The organism is Rhizomonospora bruguierae (assembly GCF_018397995.1).
Taxonomy (GTDB): Bacteria; Actinomycetota; Actinomycetes; order Mycobacteriales; family Micromonosporaceae; genus Rhizomonospora; species Rhizomonospora bruguierae.
In genome coordinates this window covers 50,138-65,476 of sequence record NZ_BBQH01000029.1, presented here as the reverse complement: position 1 = coordinate 65,476, position 15,339 = coordinate 50,138, and the positions used below count along the sequence as shown (strand labels likewise).

General features: G+C 69.9%; 14 protein-coding genes. 3 read left to right on the top strand and 11 right to left on the bottom strand.

From position 1 onward, the window contains the following. Nucleotides 1-155 precede the first annotated feature (155 nt). Nucleotides 156-1,076: a proline dehydrogenase family protein gene (locus KJS59_RS16605; RefSeq protein ID WP_213453802.1), complete on the bottom strand. Its 921-nt coding sequence runs from the start codon at nt 1,074-1,076 to the stop codon at nt 156-158. Between the two features lie 135 nt (nt 1,077-1,211). On the opposite strand from KJS59_RS16605, the gene KJS59_RS16600 reads away from it, so the two are divergent. After that, the gene (locus KJS59_RS16600) at nt 1,212-1,757 is read left to right on the top strand and encodes a CGNR zinc finger domain-containing protein (protein ID WP_213453801.1); all 546 of its coding nucleotides are present in this window, start codon (nt 1,212-1,214) and stop codon (nt 1,755-1,757) included. Here the strand turns inward: KJS59_RS16600 and KJS59_RS16595 are convergent. After that, nucleotides 1,754-2,560, bottom strand: coding sequence for a sugar phosphate isomerase/epimerase family protein (locus KJS59_RS16595; RefSeq protein WP_213453800.1), 807 nt, complete (start codon nt 2,558-2,560; stop codon nt 1,754-1,756). The two genes, KJS59_RS16600 and KJS59_RS16595, sit on opposite strands and share 4 nt — an antisense overlap. Before the next feature lie 59 nt (nt 2,561-2,619). After that, entirely contained in the window at nt 2,620-3,570 is a 951-nt protein-coding gene (locus tag KJS59_RS16590) for a Ppx/GppA phosphatase family protein (RefSeq protein ID WP_213453799.1), read from the bottom strand. Between the two features lie 128 nt (nt 3,571-3,698). Here KJS59_RS16590 and KJS59_RS16585 point away from each other — a divergent pair, with 128 nt between their 5' ends. Continuing rightward, entirely contained in the window at nt 3,699-4,544 is an 846-nt protein-coding gene (locus tag KJS59_RS16585) for a hypothetical protein (protein ID WP_376771191.1), read from the top strand. Nucleotides 4,545-4,568: 24 nt separating this feature from the next. Beyond that, entirely contained in the window at nt 4,569-5,774 is a 1,206-nt protein-coding gene (locus tag KJS59_RS16580) for a LacI family DNA-binding transcriptional regulator (protein ID WP_213453798.1), read from the top strand. A gap of 49 nt (nt 5,775-5,823) precedes the next feature. Here the strand turns inward: KJS59_RS16580 and KJS59_RS16575 are convergent, their stop codons facing one another. The 8 genes from KJS59_RS16575 to KJS59_RS16540 form a co-directional block, all read right to left on the bottom strand. Further along, on the bottom strand, nt 5,824-6,642 hold the full coding sequence (locus KJS59_RS16575) for an ABC transporter permease (RefSeq protein WP_213453797.1): 819 nt from the start codon (nt 6,640-6,642) through the stop codon (nt 5,824-5,826). Then, nucleotides 6,639-7,403, bottom strand: coding sequence for an ABC transporter permease (locus KJS59_RS16570; protein ID WP_213453796.1), 765 nt, complete (start codon nt 7,401-7,403; stop codon nt 6,639-6,641). Before KJS59_RS16570 ends, KJS59_RS16575 begins: the two co-directional genes overlap by 4 nt. 38 nt (nt 7,404-7,441) lie before the next feature. Next, on the bottom strand, nt 7,442-8,320 hold the full coding sequence (locus tag KJS59_RS16565) for an ABC transporter substrate-binding protein (RefSeq protein WP_249714303.1): 879 nt from the start codon (nt 8,318-8,320) through the stop codon (nt 7,442-7,444). Nucleotides 8,321-8,556: 236 nt separating this feature from the next. Continuing rightward, entirely contained in the window at nt 8,557-9,342 is a 786-nt protein-coding gene (locus KJS59_RS16560) for an ABC transporter ATP-binding protein (protein WP_213453794.1), read from the bottom strand. 33 nt (nt 9,343-9,375) lie between these two features. Then, nucleotides 9,376-10,251, bottom strand: a complete 876-nt coding sequence (locus KJS59_RS16555) for a fumarylacetoacetate hydrolase family protein (RefSeq protein WP_213453793.1) — start codon at nt 10,249-10,251, stop codon at nt 9,376-9,378. Between the two features lie 10 nt (nt 10,252-10,261). Further along, entirely contained in the window at nt 10,262-10,894 is a 633-nt protein-coding gene (locus KJS59_RS16550) for an RraA family protein (RefSeq protein WP_213453792.1), read from the bottom strand. 19 nt (nt 10,895-10,913) lie between these two features. Beyond that, on the bottom strand, nt 10,914-13,136 hold the full coding sequence (locus KJS59_RS16545) for a hydantoinase B/oxoprolinase family protein (protein WP_213453791.1): 2,223 nt from the start codon (nt 13,134-13,136) through the stop codon (nt 10,914-10,916). Next, entirely contained in the window at nt 13,133-15,232 is a 2,100-nt protein-coding gene (locus KJS59_RS16540) for a hydantoinase/oxoprolinase family protein (RefSeq protein WP_213453790.1), read from the bottom strand. Before KJS59_RS16540 ends, KJS59_RS16545 begins: the two co-directional genes overlap by 4 nt. Between the last annotated feature and the right edge of the window lie 107 nt (nt 15,233-15,339).

Below are 15,339 nucleotides of genomic sequence, written 5' to 3'. Positions count from 1 at the left end.
TTGCGAGGGGCCCGACGGTAGATCGGACGGATCATGCCCCGGCTGGTCAGACTCCCCGTACGCCACGAACCGGGACAGTAAGGCCCGGACGGCCGGCGCGCGATCCGCCGTTCAGCCGACCCCGACGGTTGGCCCTACTCGCGCGGCTGGGGGCCCTACTTGCGCGACCCGAGGGCGCGGGCGAAGAACGCCACGTTCGCGGGACGCTCGGCCAGCCGGCGCATCAGGTACCCGTACCACTCGGTGCCGTACGGCACGTAGACCCGCATCTGGTACCCGTCGCCGGCGAGCCGCCGCTGCTCGTCCGGGCGCACCCCGTACAGCATCTGGAACTCGAACTCGTTCGGCGCCCGGTCGAACCAGCGGGCCCGGTCCTCGGCGATCGCGATCAGCCGCGGATCATGCGTGGCGATCATCGGATAGCCCTCGCCGGACATCAGGATGTTCATGCACCGCACGTAGGACTTGTCGACGTCCAACGCCGACTGGTACGCCACCGACTCCGGCTCGTCGTACGCGCCCTTGCACAGCCGGACCCGCGAGCCCGCCGTCGCCAGCTCCCGGCAGTCCGCCTCGGTGCGGCGCAGGTACGCCTGGAGCACCGCGCCCGTGTCCGGATGGTCCTTGCGCAGGTCGGCGAGGATCTCCAGGGTGGAGTCGGTGGTGGTGTGGTCCTCCATGTCCAGCGTGACCGTGGTGCCGGCCGCGGCGGCCGCGACGCAGATGGCGCGGGCGTGCTCGACGGCCAGCCGCACGTCGATCTTCTGGCCGAGCGCCGAGAGCTTCGCGCTGACCTCCGCGCAGCGGCCGAGCCCGGCCCCCTCCAGCGCGCCGAGCAGCCGAACGTACTCGTCGCGGGTGGCCTGCGCCTGCTCGGCGGTGAGCGTGTCCTCCCCCAGGTGGTCGAGGGTGACCTCGAGGCCGTCGGAGACAAGCTGGCGGGTCACGCGCAGCGCGTCGTCCGTGGCCGTGCCGGCGACGAACCGGCGGACGACCGACCGGCTGACCGGGGTCGTCTCAACGAGCCGCGCCAACCGGGCTGACCGGGACGCGGCGAGGATCACCGAACGCAGCATGCCGCGAGCGTAACGCCGCGCCCGGGCGGTCGCGCCGGGGGCGCCGGAAGAGAAGATCCACTCACGCCTACGGTTGGTCGCGGTCGGATTACCCGCCGGTGCCCCGCCCCGCCCCGGGTCGTCTACCGTTGTCGGGTGGACTTCGATGCCTACGCACGGACCGCGGTGCAGGTCGTCAACGCGCCGCTGGCCAGCCTGGCCGACCTGCGGGTGCTGCTGGAGGCGGAGAGCACCTGGATGCACGACGAGGTGACCGACCGGGACGTCACCCTGTTCCGGCGGGCCCAGAAGCGGCTGCGGGACGTCTTCGAACTGGGCACCTCCGGGCGCGACGCCGAGGCGGTCATCGAGCTGAACGCGCTGCTGGAGGCGTTCCCGGTGCAGCCGCGGATCTCCGGCCACGACGCCAGCGACTGGCACATGCACGTCACCAGCCGCGGCTCCTCGGTCAGCGCCGAGTACCTGGCCGGCGCGGTCTGGGGGCTGTCGGTGTGGCTGTGCTCGTACGGCAGCGCCCGGTTCGGCATCTGCGCCGACGACCGCTGCGGCAACGTCTACCTGGACACCTCGTCCAACAACTGCCGGCGGTTCTGCTCCGAGCGGTGCGCCACCCGCTCCCACGTGGCCGCGCACCGGGCCCGCAAGCGGGCCGCTGACGCGCTCACCCCGGCCAGCGCCTAGACGTTCGCCCCGGTCGGCGCCTTCAGGTACCGGCGGGCGAACGCCAGCGCCTCGGCGAGGTCCGCCTCGCGCACGTCGCGGCTCTTGGCGCCCCGGGTCGCCACCTCGACCGCGACCGAGCCGGTGAAGCCGCGCCCGGCCAGCGAGGAGAGCAGTTCCACGCACGGCTGACTGCCCCGCCCGGGCACCAGGTGCTCGTCGCGCCCCTCGCCGGTGCCGTCACCGAGGTGCACGTGGGCCAGCTTGTCACCCATCGCCGCCGCCATCGCCAGGGAGTCGCCCCGGGCGGCGGCGCAGTGGGACAGGTCCAGCGTGTAGGCGTCGTACCCGGCGCGGGTCGGGTCCCAGCCCGGGGCGTAGGGCACGAACTCCCGGCCGGCCATCCGCACCGGGTACATGTTCTCGATCGCGAACGACACCGACGGGTACCGGCTGCGCAGCCGGCGCAGGCCCGCCTCGAAGGTGCGGGCGTACTCCCGCTGCCAGGTGAACGGTGGGTGCACCACCACGGTGGGCGCCGCCAGGGCGGTGGCCAGCTCGGCGGAGCGGCGCAGCCGCTCCCACGGGTCGGCGCTCCACACCCGCTGCGTGACCAGCAGGCAGGGCGCGTGCACCGAACGCACCGGCAGGCCGTAGTGCTCCGCCAGCCCGCGCAGGGCGCCGAAATCCTGGCTGACCGCGTCCGTCCAGACCATCACCTCCAGGCCGTCGTAGCCGAGGCTGGCCGCCATCTGAAACGCGGCGGCCGTCGGCTCCGGGAACACCGAGGAGCTGGACAGGAGTACGGGAACGCCGGTTGTCACGGTTGCCAGCGTAACGCCAGTGCGCCGGCAACCCCGCCGCGCCGAGGGGGCCAAACGGGTCAAACCGGGACGGCTTCCAGCTGGTCCAGGCGGCGCAGGATCACCCCCTCGCGCAGCGCCCAGGGGCACAGTTCGACCTCCTCCACACCCAGCCGGCGCATCGCTACCTCGGCCACCACCGCGCCGGCCAGCACCTGGTGCGCCCGCGCCGCGCTGACCCCCTCCAACTCGGCCAACGCCGCCGGCGGGATCAGCCGGATGAACCCGAGCACCTGGCGCAGCCCGGTGAGGGTCAGCCGCCGCGGCGCCCACAGCCCCGCGCCCGACGGGGCCGCGCCCGCCAGCCGGGCCAGCGTGCGGAACGTCTTCGAGGTGACCACGGGCCGGTCCCACCCGGCGCCGCGCAACTTCTCCACCGCGCCCGCCAGCCGGGACTCCACGTACTCGCGCAACTCGTCCACCGCGTACGCGGCCGGCGGCGCCGTCGCGTCCACGTCCACCCCCAGGAACCGGCGGGTCAGCCGGCCCGCGCCCAGCGGCAGCGACAGCGCCAGGTCCGGCTGCTCGTCGACGCCGGCCGCCAGTTCCAGCGAGCCGCCGCCGATGTCCACCACCAGCAGCCGCCCGGCCGACCAGCCGAACCAGCGGCGCACCGCGAGGAACGTCGTCCGCGCCTCGTCCTCGCCGGAGAGCACCCGCAGGTCCACGCCCGTCTCCTCGCGGACCCGGACGAGCACCCGCGACGCGTTCGTCGCGTCCCGGACCGCCGACGTGGCGAACGCCAGCAGGTCCTCGGTCTCCAGCCGCACCGCGGCCGCCCGGCCGTCGGCGACCGCCCCGACCAGGGCGTCCGCGCCGGCCGGGGTCAGCGCGCCGTCCGGGCCGATCTGCTCGGCCAGCCGCGGCGCCGCCTTCTCCGAGTGCGCCGGCCACGGGTGGGCGCCGCGGTGCGCGTCCACCACCAGCAGGTGCACCGTGTTCGAGCCGACGTCCAGCACGCCCAGTCGCATGCCGTCGACCTTAAGGTCTGGCCCCCGGCCCGCCCGGTGCCGGCTCCGCGTGCGGCGATCGGTACCGACACGGTGTCCGCGCCGGCCGGAAACGGGGTCCGGCGCGGTTCACGGCGTACGCTGACCGGGTGGCAAGCGGTAACAAGCTGCGCGTACTGGTCGACGTTCCGGACGATCCACGGTCGCGCGAGGTCGATCTGGACTTCCCCCGGGAGTGGATCGAGTTTCCCGACCCGGACGACGCGGAGCACGTCATCCGCGCCGACCTGACCTGGCTGCTGTCCCGCTGGACGTGTGTCTTCGGCCGCGGCTGCCACGGCATCATCGCCGGCCGGGCGGCCGACGGCTGCTGCTCGCACGGCGCCTTCTTCACCGACGCGGACGACGAGAACCGGGTCCGCGCCGCCGCGAAGCGGCTCACCCCCGAGACCTGGCAGCACCACCGGCGCGGCTTCAAGCAGTACACCGAGATGGACACCATCGACGGCAAGAGCCCGGCCCGGCGCACCGCCACCCAGCGTCCCGACGGCCCGTGCGTGTTCCTCAACGACGCCGACTTCCCCGGTGGCGGCGGCTGCGCCCTGCACGCCCAGGCGCTCCGCGACGGCGTACACCCGTTGGAGTACAAGCCGGACGTCTGCTGGCAGCTGCCCATCCGCCGGGAGCAGGACTGGGTGAAGCGCCCGGACGGCACCAAGGTTCTCGTCTCCACCGTCACCGAGTTCGACCGCCGCGGCTGGGGCGCCGGCGGCCACGACCTCGACTGGTGGTGCACCTCCTCCCCGGAGGCGCACGTGGGCCGCGAACCCATGTACGTCTCGTACGGCCCGGAGCTGGCCGCCCTCATCGGCCAGGCGGCATACGACCGGCTCGCCGAGCTGTGCGCGGCCCGGGCGCGCGGCCCCCAGGTGGCTCCCCATCCGGCCACCCCGGCCCGGCGCACGCCCAGCCCCCGAACCAAGCGCACCTCATAGCGGCGCTCCCGCTGGTTCCCCCGCTTGCATGGGCTTGGCGCCCCGCGTCCCGCGATTCATCTCGCCAATGAACCTGGCTATCCTACGGTGACGGCTGAGTGGGAACGTATCCATCAGGACAAGTCCATGATCGTCAGGCTCGGAAAGGGCACGACTGAGAGCATGGCAACGACCGCGAACACCCCGGGACAGCACGGCCAGAGCCATGTGACCCTGCAGAGCATCGCCGAACAGGCGAATGTCCACGTGTCGACGGTATCGCGGGCATTGGACCCGAATCCCACCCGCCCGGTCAGCGCCGAAACGGTGGAGAAGGTGCGGGCGATCGCCCGGAAACTGGGCTACGACCCCAATCCCTGGGCCCGGAGCCTGCGGACGAACCGAACGAGAACGCTCGGCCTGGTGATCCCGCGCCTCGTGGACAACGTGTTGACCGTCATATTCGAAGCGGCCGAGTCCACGGCGCTCCGCCTGGGGTACCAGGCGATCACGGTGAGCACCGGGGACGATCCGGCCCGGACAAGGAACGGCCTGCGCGTACTCAGGGAACGCCGCGTCGACGGCCTCATCGTGGCGACCGCGCACCTGAACGACCCGACCATCGACGACCTCACCGAGCGCAACATGGCGTTCGTGCTGCTGAACCGGGGCAACGGTACCCATCCGTGCTACCGGGCCGACGATGAGCTGGGGGCCTACCTGGCCACCCGTCACCTGCTGGAGCGCGGGCACCACCGCATCGCGCACGTCGCCGGAATCCGGGGAACCTCCACGGCCGCGGACCGTCGTGCCGGTTACCTGCGGGCGCTGAACAGTGCCGGCATCGCGGAGGACGGGAGCCTGATCCTCGATTCCGAGCTGGGGATCGACAGCGGCATCGAATCGGGGCGGGCGTTGCTGACCCGCGCCGGCGCTCCTACCGCGATCTTCGCCGCCAACGACTACATCGCGATCGGGCTGATGGCGGCGGCCCGCGATCTCGGCCTGCGCGTACCCGAGGATGTCGCCATCGTCGGGTACAACGACACCCGCATCGGTGAGGCCCTGTGGGTACCCCTGACGAGCGTCTCCATTCCGCTGACGGCCATGGGCACCCGCGCCGTGGAGTCGCTGATCGACCTGATCGAGGGCCGCCCCATCGAGTCGGAGGTCTTCACCCCCCAACTGCGCGTCCGGGCCTCCAGCGAGTATCGCCGGGGTCCGTCCCTGCTTGGCGACAGCCGGAGCTGACGGGCGGCGGCCGCGTACCGGGCCGCGCCGCCGAGCGGGCTGGCGCCGGTCACCGCGTATGCCAGGGGGCGGCCTTGCGCAGTACCCAGACGATCGCCAGGCGTGCCAGTCCGCCGAACAGCGCGAGCACGAGCACACCCACGAACGCGGTGTTCTGGTGGAACGACCGCGCGTTCAACAGCACGAAGGTGCCCAGGCCGTTGAGGCCGGCGATGAACTCCACCGAGACGGCGGCGATGATCGCCCGGCCGACGGCGACATGCAGGCCGGCGATGACGAACGGCAGGCTCGACGGCAGAACGAGGTCAAAGATGCGCCGCACGGACGAGACCCGGTAGACCTCCACCACGTCGTTCAGGCTCGAGGGAACGGCGCTGGCTCCGTCGGCCGTGCTCACCGCGCAGGGCAGGAAAGCGGCGACGACGATCAAAGCCAGTCGGGCGTCGCCGGTGTACCCCAGCCAGATGGTCGTCGGCGGCACGATGGCCAGCAGGGGCAGCGCGTAAAGGCCGTTGAGGTACGGCGAGAGCAGTTGCCGCAGCCAGAGCAGGCGGCCGCTGACCAGCCCGAGGGCGGTCCCCAGGAAGGAGCCGACGGCCAGCCCGACGACGATGGCGACCACCGACTCCCGGACGGCGGAGCCGAACTCCTCCGACAGCACCGTGGGCACGACCGCCCCGAGGACGCCGAGCGGCGTCGGCAGGTACGACGGCAGCCACAGGGCCACCGTGAAGTGCCACGCGAACAGGAACACGACGATCACGACGGCCTTGGCCAGGATGCTCCGCACGTTCCACGACCGGCGAGCGGGCGCCGCCGCGGACGGCTTGGCCGCCCGCATGCTCCGTGGTCGCATGACCGTGGTCATTTCGCGGTCTCCTGTCGCCACGGCGAAAACTTCTTCTCCACCACGCCGCCCAGTGCCACCAGTACCGCCGCGAGCACGGCGATCAGAAGTGTCAGCCCCAGTGCCGCGGCGGAATCGAACCGGTTTCCGGCGAGCAGCAGCATCCCGCCGAGCCCCGTGGGGTTGAGGAAGAACTCCGCGGCGACGGTGCCGACGAAGGCGATGGCGATCCCCTGCCTGACCCCGGTCATCACGTACGGCATGGAATGCGGAATGAGAACGTCGATCCAGAATCTACGCTCGTTCGAACCGTAGATCTTCGCCACCTCCGCCAGTACGGACGGCACCTGCCGGGCGCCCTCGGATGTGTTGATGAGAATCGGGAACACCGTCACGATGAAGACCACAAGGGACTTGGCGGCAAGCCCGAAGCCCAACCCGGAGAGGATGAACGGCGTCAGGGCCACCACGGGAATGGCTTGAACGAAGTAGATCAGCCACTCCGTACCTTCCCGCATGAGCCGCACCCGGCTGAGCAGGAACCCGTAGACGACGCCGACAAAGATGGCGGCACTCAGACCGATTACATAGAGCTGTGCGGATTGCCACAGGGCCTCGCCCAGGCTGCCGTCGGCAGCGAACTCGACCAATGCGCCGGCCGACTGGCCCGGCGTGGCGAACAACACCGGATTCTGCTGGCCGGCGAGCTGCCAGGCGACCAGTCCGAGTCCGAACGCGAGCAACGGCAGGACGATCTTGCGTACCGCACCGAATGTCATCATGAGCACACCTCTAACAGCCTGAATGCCCCCAGCTACCGTTACTTGTCCAGCAGCGCGGTCGCCGCCTCGAAGATGCTCGGATCCACGACCTCGTCGTACTTCGGCTGCTTGTCGGCCTTGATGTTGCCGGCTTCCACCTGCTGCTGGAGCACGTGCTCGATGCGGTCCCTGCTGAGCCCGGCGCCGTCGGTCGGCCAGTAGCCGATCTTCAGGTAGTCGGCCAGCGCGGATTTGGCGACCGTCGGGGTACGACCGCTCATCTTCGCGGCGACGTCCGCGACCTTGTCGCTGTTGGCCGGGTCGCTGATGAAGACGATGGCCTTGCGAAGGGCGGCGACCGCTGCGGCCAGACCGTTCTTGCCGTCCGCGTCGGCGATAACCTTCTCGTTGGCGATCATCATGAAGAAGTGCATGAGCGGGTCGGCGTCGGTGATGCGGGTGACGATCTTCGTTTCCCGCTTCTCCTGTACCATGGCCAGTTCGTCCGGGTGCAGGACCGCCGTGTCGACCTGCTTGGCGATCATGACATCGGGTGACTGCGTTCCACCGACGCCGACGGCACTGACGTCGCTGTCCTTCAGGCCGCAGGACGTCAGCATCGCCGACAGCGCGATCGCCTTCGGCGCTCCGGCCGCGTCGATGGCGATGGTCTTACCCTTGAGGTCTTCGCAGGTGGCGACCGCCGCGTCGGCGGAGCCGACGAGGTAACTGGACGCCTCGAAGCCGAGAACGCCGGCGATCGGGCTGCCCGAGGACCGCATCGAGAGCGCCAGCGGCGTCCCGACGAAGCCGGCGGGAATTTCGCCCGAGGTGACCGCACGGCCGACGTCGTTCGACGTCGCGAACTGCCGCAACTTCACGTCGACGCCCAGGTCGGAGAAGTAGCCCTGCTCTTCCGCGACGTAAGCGACGGACATCAGGTAGATCGGCGGTATGCCGGCGATCCCCAGGGTCAGACTCTTGCCGGACCCCGATTTCGCGCCGTCACCGCCGCCGCAGGCGGTCAGTAGCAGCGCAACCGCGATTGCTCCGGCGGCCGCCCGTAAACGTGTAGCTTTCATCTTTCACAGCTCCTTCTTCTATCTGGCGCACGGGATCCGGAAACGGGTTCCGGAACGTTGATCCGGCACCCCCGTCCGGGGAATGTGGTTGGTCAGGCTCCTTCCGGTTCCTTGGCCCCATCGCCCATGACGAGGCCCCAGATGTGCTCACGCAGGTCGAGGAATTCCGGCGACCGGGAGACGGCCCGATCGCGCGGCTTCGGCAGGCCGATGTCGATCAACTCCAGGACGCTGCTCGGGCGGCCGCCGAGCACGGCAACCCGGTCGCCGAAGAGCACCGCCTCGTCGATCGAGTGGGTAACGAAGATCATCGTTGCCGAGTACTCCTGCCGGAGCCGGAGCATCTCGTACTGGAGCACCTCCCGGGTCTGCGCGTCGAGAGCGCCGAACGGCTCGTCCATCAACAGCACACGCGGTTGCACGGCCAGCGCCCTGGCGAGCCCCGCCCGCTGCTGCATTCCACCCGAGAGCTGATGCGGGTACGCCTTCTCGAACCCGCCCAGCCCGACCATGTCGATCAAGTGCCTGGTCTGCTGCAACGCGCTGCGCTTCGACGCGCCGCGCACCCGCACGCCGTACGCGACGTTGGCCTCCACGGTCTTCCACGGGAACAGCCCGAACTGCTGGAAAACCATGGCCACGCCGTCGGGAGTCGCCTGAACCGTCTCGCCGTCGACAACGACGGCACCCCGCGCCGGCGTCAGCAGCCCGGCGATGGCCCGCAGGAGCGTGGTCTTGCCGCAGCCCGATGGTCCGACGATGGAGAGCACCTGCCCGGCCGGGACAACCAGGTCGATGCCGCGGGTGACCTCGCGCTCGCCGAACCGCATCCCGACGTCGCGCAGCTCGACCTGCGCCGCCCTTGTCCCTGCCCTCATTTCTTGCTCCTCCCGACCGTTCCTGGTCACTTCCTAGCGGCCATCGTTCCGGTAGGCGGGGTCGAGCTCGACGGTGTTACCGATCCGGCCCAGCCCGGCGATTTCGCACTCCACGGTGTCGCCGGGCTGGAGGAAGACCGGCGGGCGGAAGCCCAGGCCCACTCCGGGCGGGGTGCCGGTGAGAATGACGTCACCCGGATACAGGGTCATGGTCGAACTCAGGTACACGAGAAGCTCCCGAACGGAAAAGAGCATCTGCGCCGTCGTGGAGTCCTGTCGGACCTCGCCGTTGACCCGCGAGGTGATCCGCAGATCCTGCGGATCGGCGATCTCGTCGGCGGAGGTGAGCCAGGGACCGATGGGGCAGAAGGTGTCGTAGCTCTTCGAGCGGGAGAATTGCGCGTCGGTGCGCTGCCAGTCGCGGGCCGAGACATCGTTGGCCACCGCGTAGCCAAAGACGCTGTCCAGCGCGTTCTCATCGGTGAGGCGGCGAGCCGCCCGGCCGATGATCACGGCGAGTTCGGCCTCGTAGTCGAGCTCGCTGGTCAGGCGCGGGTCGAGGATCGTCGGGTCCGTCGGCCCGGCGAGCGCGTTGGCGTACTTCGCGAACAGGATCGGCCGTTCCGGCTGGGTGGCCCCGGTTTCCTTGATGTGGTCCAGGTAGTTCAGGCCGATGGCAAGAATCTTCGACGGGGCGACGACGGGGCACTCCAGCGCCGGCTGGCCATCGGCAAGCGTCGAGGCATTGCCCTGCGCCAGACGCGCCCGAATTGTGGCCGACTGTTCGATGACGTCAGCCGTGGTGCGTGCTTCGACGCCCAGGTTCGGCACCGGCACCCACGCGTCCTGTTCGCTCAACCGGGCGGCGAACTGGGTGACACCGCACTGCCTCAGCCGTGAAATCTGCACGATTGGTTCCTCAACTCTCGTCCGGATCGGCTAATCCCATAACGACACTGCTGGGGATTCCGGCCCTGATCTTTTCTTTCCAAGTGTGCTCGAGCTCGAGTCGGGCCCGGGCACGCTGATAGGTGGCATCCACGAGGTCGCCGGGCACCACGGTGACCCCGTCGGAGTCGCCGACAATCAGGTCGCCCGGATTCACCGGCACCCCGCCGCAACTGATGCGGGTGGCGGAAACGCCGCCGCCGCTCTTGTGCGGCCCGGCCGGGGAGGTTCCCCGGGCGAAGACCGGGAACCCCGCGGCGGTCATGTCGTCGACGTCGCGAACGGCCCCGTCGATCACCACGCCCAGGATGCCACGCATGGTGGCGGCGAGGGCCAGCACGTCACCCCAGACGGCACGGTCGTCGTACCCGCCGGCATCGATGACGAGCACGCTGCCCGCGGCGACCGAGGTGAGCTCCCGGTGGATGGAGGCGTTGTCGCCGACCACCGTTCGCAGCGTGTGCGCCGGGCCGACGACCCCCATCCCGGTCAACGGGCGGATCGCCGAGGACATCGCCGCGAAGCGATCCAGGCAATCCGACGCGACGGACGACGGGATGTCCGACCAGGGCGCGTAGTCCGGATGTACGACGTTGCGTGCCATGTCACCCACCGCCGCCCGGTCAGTCCTGCCCCGCCGGGGACCGCAGGTGGAACAGAGCGTGCGGACCCTCGGGGGCGGCCACCTCCGCCTCGATCTGGCGGGCACAGCCGGGGCAGTAGAACCGGCGGAGCATGACGGCGTCGCGTCCGTAGTCCTGGCCGCGGGCGGGTCCGGCCACGGCGACCGGGCTCACCTCCACCAGGCATCCGTACTTGAAGTCGGCGTCCGCGCTGCCCAGGTTCCAGGAGCAACGCGCGCACCGGGCCTCGTTGGCGGCGAAGTCGAAGTCCACGAGGTCGCCGTAGCTCGACCGGCCGGTCGCACCGGCCACCCGGGGCTCGCCGGTTGCCGCGTCCAGGATCGGATCCGGCCGCCCGAGGACATCGCGGGCGGGCTTTGCCGTGGCCAGGCGCCCGCTCACGATCGCGTCCCGCGCGGCGGCCGTCGCTTCGACGTCGACCTCGCCGCCGTCGGTCACGACCACTCCGTAGACGTCCAGCGCCACCCGCACCGAAACGGCCTGGGCCAGGACGTCGGCCGCCACCCGGTCGGCGGAGCGTTCGATGGGGTCGCCGTACCCGCCGCCGCCCTGCCAGTTGTGGTACTCGATGGTGTCGGTCTCGAACAGCGCGAGCGCGCGGTTGATGCCCGTGACCCGGGCGTCACCCGGCAGGGTCTCCTCGGAGCCCGGCAGTTCCGCGCCCGCCGCGAGGAGGTCGGGCAGGCCAGAATCCACGTAGCGCACGAACCGCACCGCCGCACCCGGCAGGCCGCCGCCCAGGCCGAAGGCGTTCGGGGTGTCGGCGCCGACACCGGCGAAGGTCGTGTGCATGTCCCCCATCGCCCCGTACGGGGCGATGGCCACTCCGGCCGACATGCCGCCGCGGTACTTGCCGGGGCCGCCCGAGTCCCGAAGCTGCCGCCGGAAGAGATAGAGCAACGGGTACTCGGCCTCGGTCTGCTCGATCGAGGGGATGTTGGCCGTGGTGTTGATGATGATGCCGCCGGTGTCGACGCCGTCGGCATAGGTGCGGGCCCCGCCGCCGGCGGCGAAGTGACTGGATTCGGGGGCCACGGTCATCAGGCCGCGGTCGTTGTACCCGAGCATCGAGACGCCGAGCGAGGTACCGCACCAGTTGGCCATGGCCTCGTCGTGGTGCTTGGGGCTGGAGAGCAGCATCTTCGACAGGGCCGCGAACACCAGGTTGAGGTTGACGATGATCGCCGAGATGGTGGCCATCGACACCGGAGTGGGGTATTCCGCGGTCATCGCGGTGCCCGGCGGCGCCACGATGTCCACGCAGCGGGCGATGCCGTCGTTCCAGGTGAGGTCGTAGCCGAGCAGGATGCACACGGCGCTGAGGGTGGAGGCGCGCAGGCCGCCGTACGCGGCGTTCGCGAAGCCCTCGACCTGGGGATCGGTGCCGGTAAAGTCGATACTCAGCCGGTCGCCGCGCTTGGTGATCGTGCAGACGATGCGGCGCAGGTTCGGCTTGTGGCCGTCGTGGTCGAGGAACTGCACCTCGCGCCAGACGCCGTCGGGCAGGGAGCGCAGCCGGGCGCGCAGCCGGCGCTCCACATGCGAGATTCCCTCCTTCATCACCGCGGTGACCGCGTCGCTGCCGTAGTCGTCGAAAATCTCGGTGAGGCGCTGGATTCCGGCCTCGTTGGAGACGATCTGGCCGCGCAGGTCCAACTCCACCAGCGGCTCACGCACCTGGCTCATGATCAGTTCAACGAGGTCCTCGCGGACGGAGCCGTTCTCGACGATCCGGGTCGGCGGCAGGCGCAGCCCCTCGTCGAAGACGCTCGTCGCGTTCATGTTGAAGCCACCGGGCTCGGATCCGCCGATGTCGAGCCAGTGTCCGGAGGAGCCGACCCAGGCGCTGAGCTGGTCGCCGACGAAGAACGGCGCCACGGTGGCGACGTCCGGCTGGTGGGTGGCACCCAGGTAGGGGTCGTTGCAGATGTACATGTCGCCGGGGCCGAGACCGGGAGCCGCCTGGCGCTTCTTGATCACCGAGTCGATGATCAGCCGGAGGACGTGCGCCTGCGTGGTGATGTAGGGCCCCATGGCGACGAGCTGGCCGTCGGGCAGGCAGATTCCGGTACTGGCGTCGTACGCGCCGACGAGGATGGGCGATCCGGAGGTGCGCATGTACTTGATGCCCATTTCCTCCGTGGTGTCCAGCAGCCGGTGCCAGATCACCTCGAAGGTGACGGGGTCAAGGTTCTCGCTCACTTGCTGCCTCCTACGGCCAGGTGGATGACGTTGTTTCCGAAACGGTCGACCGTGGAGGTGGCGCCGGGCGGCACAACGATGGTGGTACCGGGCTGCTCGATAATCGCGGCGCCGGCAAAAACGTTGCCTGGCCGCAGCAAAGTTCCGTCGTAGATCGGCGTCTCCGCCCATTCCATGAGCTCGGGCCAGAACACCTGCCGGGTACCTGACCGGGCTGCGCCGGCGTCTTCGCCCTCCAGCTCGAGCTCGTGAACGGTGGGCTTGGTGATCGCCCCGACGACGTCGACGCCGATCCGCAGCAGTTGCGGCGAGGCGTTCGGCAGGGTGGCGCTGCTGCCGTAAAGCGCCTCATAGCGTTCGATGAATGCCTCCCGCAGCCCAGCGGAGACCTGCTCACCGACGGCGTCCTTGGCATCGACGCGCACGTCGTGGAGTTGCCGCTCGTAGCGCATTTCCGCCCACCGGGAAGAGCTGATGTCCGACCGGGAGACGTTCTGCTTCTCGACGAGCGCGCGGGCCTCTTCTTCGATGTCGAGGTATGCCCGGTCGAGCGCGGCGGGGTCGTCCAGCAGGTCGGCGCGAACCGAACGATGGATGGAGTGCTGGATGTCGCTGGCCGCGGCGCCGTAGGCGGAGAATCCGGTGGCGGCCTGGGGAACCAGAATCGTCTTGACGCCGATACCCCGGGAATACCCGCTGGCGTGCAACGGCCCCGCCCCGCCGTAGGCGACCAGGACGAAGCCTCGCGGGTCGTGGCCGCGTTCGATCGTGGCCTTGCGAACCAGGTCGCCCATCTGGGAGTCGACGATGTGCCGGATCCCGGCCGCGGCCTTGACCACGTCACCGCCGAACAACCGGTCGGCCACCTGCTCCTTGATGGCGGCTTCCGCCTTCTCGCGGCTGAGCGAGAGCCGGCCGGCGAGGAACCGGTCGGGGTTGAGGAAGCCGAGCACCAGGTCGGCATCGGTAACCGTGGGCTGGGTGCCGCCCCAGCCGTAGCAGGCCGGGCCCGGATCGCCGCCCGCGCTCAGCGGGCCGATCCGCAGACGCGTGTCGTCGACCCAGGCGATGCTGCCGCCGCCGGCTCCGATCGAGACCAGGTCGATCATGGGGATGAGCAGGCTGTACTGGTTGATGATGGTCTCTTGGGTCACCGACCACTGGCCGTTGACGAGCAGGCCGACCTTGAACGTGGTGCCCCCCACGTCGGTGGCGATCACGTTGTCGTAGCCCACGTTGTCCATCAGCGCCTTGACGCCGACCATGCCGGCGGCGGGGCCGCTTTCGATCGTCTTGATCGGCACGGTCTCCTCGGCGCTGTTGACGCCGCCGCTGGCCTGGAGCACGAGAAGGGGCGCCTGAAGTTTCAGGTCGGTCATGCGCCCCACGAGCCGGTCTAGGTAGTGCTCGACGGTCGGAGCGACGAATGCGTTGATGACTGCCGTTGAGGCCCGCTCGTACTCGCCGGCCACGCGGGCCAGTTCGTGACCGAGGCTGACGTGCATACCGGGGGCCAGCTCGTTGATGATCTCTTTGATGAGCAGTTCGTGCGCCGAGTTCTCCTGCGCCCACAGCAGCGAGACGGCGATCGACTCGACGCCCTTGTCCAGCAGTTCGGTGACGACCCGGGTGGCCTCTTCCCGGGTGAGTCCGGTCAGGACCCGGCCGCGGTGGTCGATCCGCTCGGCGGCCTCGGCGATGAGGTGCCTGGGCACGATCTGCGGCGGCTTCTGCGTCTCGCGCAGCTTGCGGCGATCGGCCAGCCCGAGCCCGGCGACCCGGCCGCGGGCCCGCATGATGAGGATCTCGTCGGCGAATCCCCGCGTGGTGATCAGGCCGGTCTTCGCACCCACCCAGGTGAAGATGACATTGGAGGTCTGGGTCGTTCCATGGGCGAACTTCACCGTGTCGGCGAGCAGTTCCTCCGTGGTCAGCCCGGCCTGCTCGGCAACGAGACCCAGGCCCTCCACCAGCCCCTCGACGAGGTCCCACGGGGTGGAACGAGCCTTCGCCGTGTAGATGGCTCCGGTCTCTACCGAGACTGCGGACACGTCGGTGAACGTTCCGCCGATATCGAGTCCGGTTATGTAGCCCATGGAGTTCCTTCCCACCGCGCCAAACGATTGCACGCAACGTAGCCCGGTCCGGCGAGGCTGTAAAGACTCGCGATGAAAAACCTGGTCGGGGCCGGTTTGTCGGACCG

What these genes read in the sequence shown, in the direction of transcription:
- KJS59_RS16565 (WP_249714303.1), bottom strand. Translation starts at nt 8,320, where the DNA reads ATGTCCGTCGCTTACGTCGCGGAAGAGCAGGGCTACTTCTCCGACCTG.
- KJS59_RS16560 (WP_213453794.1), bottom strand. Translation starts at nt 9,342, where the DNA reads ATGAGGGCAGGGACAAGGGCGGCGCAGGTCGAGCTGCGCGACGTCGGG.
- KJS59_RS16575 (WP_213453797.1), bottom strand. Translation starts at nt 6,642, where the DNA reads ATGACCACGGTCATGCGACCACGGAGCATGCGGGCGGCCAAGCCGTCC.
- KJS59_RS16570 (WP_213453796.1), bottom strand. Translation starts at nt 7,403, where the DNA reads ATGATGACATTCGGTGCGGTACGCAAGATCGTCCTGCCGTTGCTCGCG.
- KJS59_RS16550 (WP_213453792.1), bottom strand. Translation starts at nt 10,894, where the DNA reads ATGGCACGCAACGTCGTACATCCGGACTACGCGCCCTGGTCGGACATC.
- KJS59_RS16540 (WP_213453790.1), bottom strand. Translation starts at nt 15,232, where the DNA reads ATGGGCTACATAACCGGACTCGATATCGGCGGAACGTTCACCGACGTG.
- KJS59_RS16605 (WP_213453802.1), bottom strand. Translation starts at nt 1,076, where the DNA reads ATGCTGCGTTCGGTGATCCTCGCCGCGTCCCGGTCAGCCCGGTTGGCG.
- KJS59_RS16590 (WP_213453799.1), bottom strand. Translation starts at nt 3,570, where the DNA reads ATGCGACTGGGCGTGCTGGACGTCGGCTCGAACACGGTGCACCTGCTG.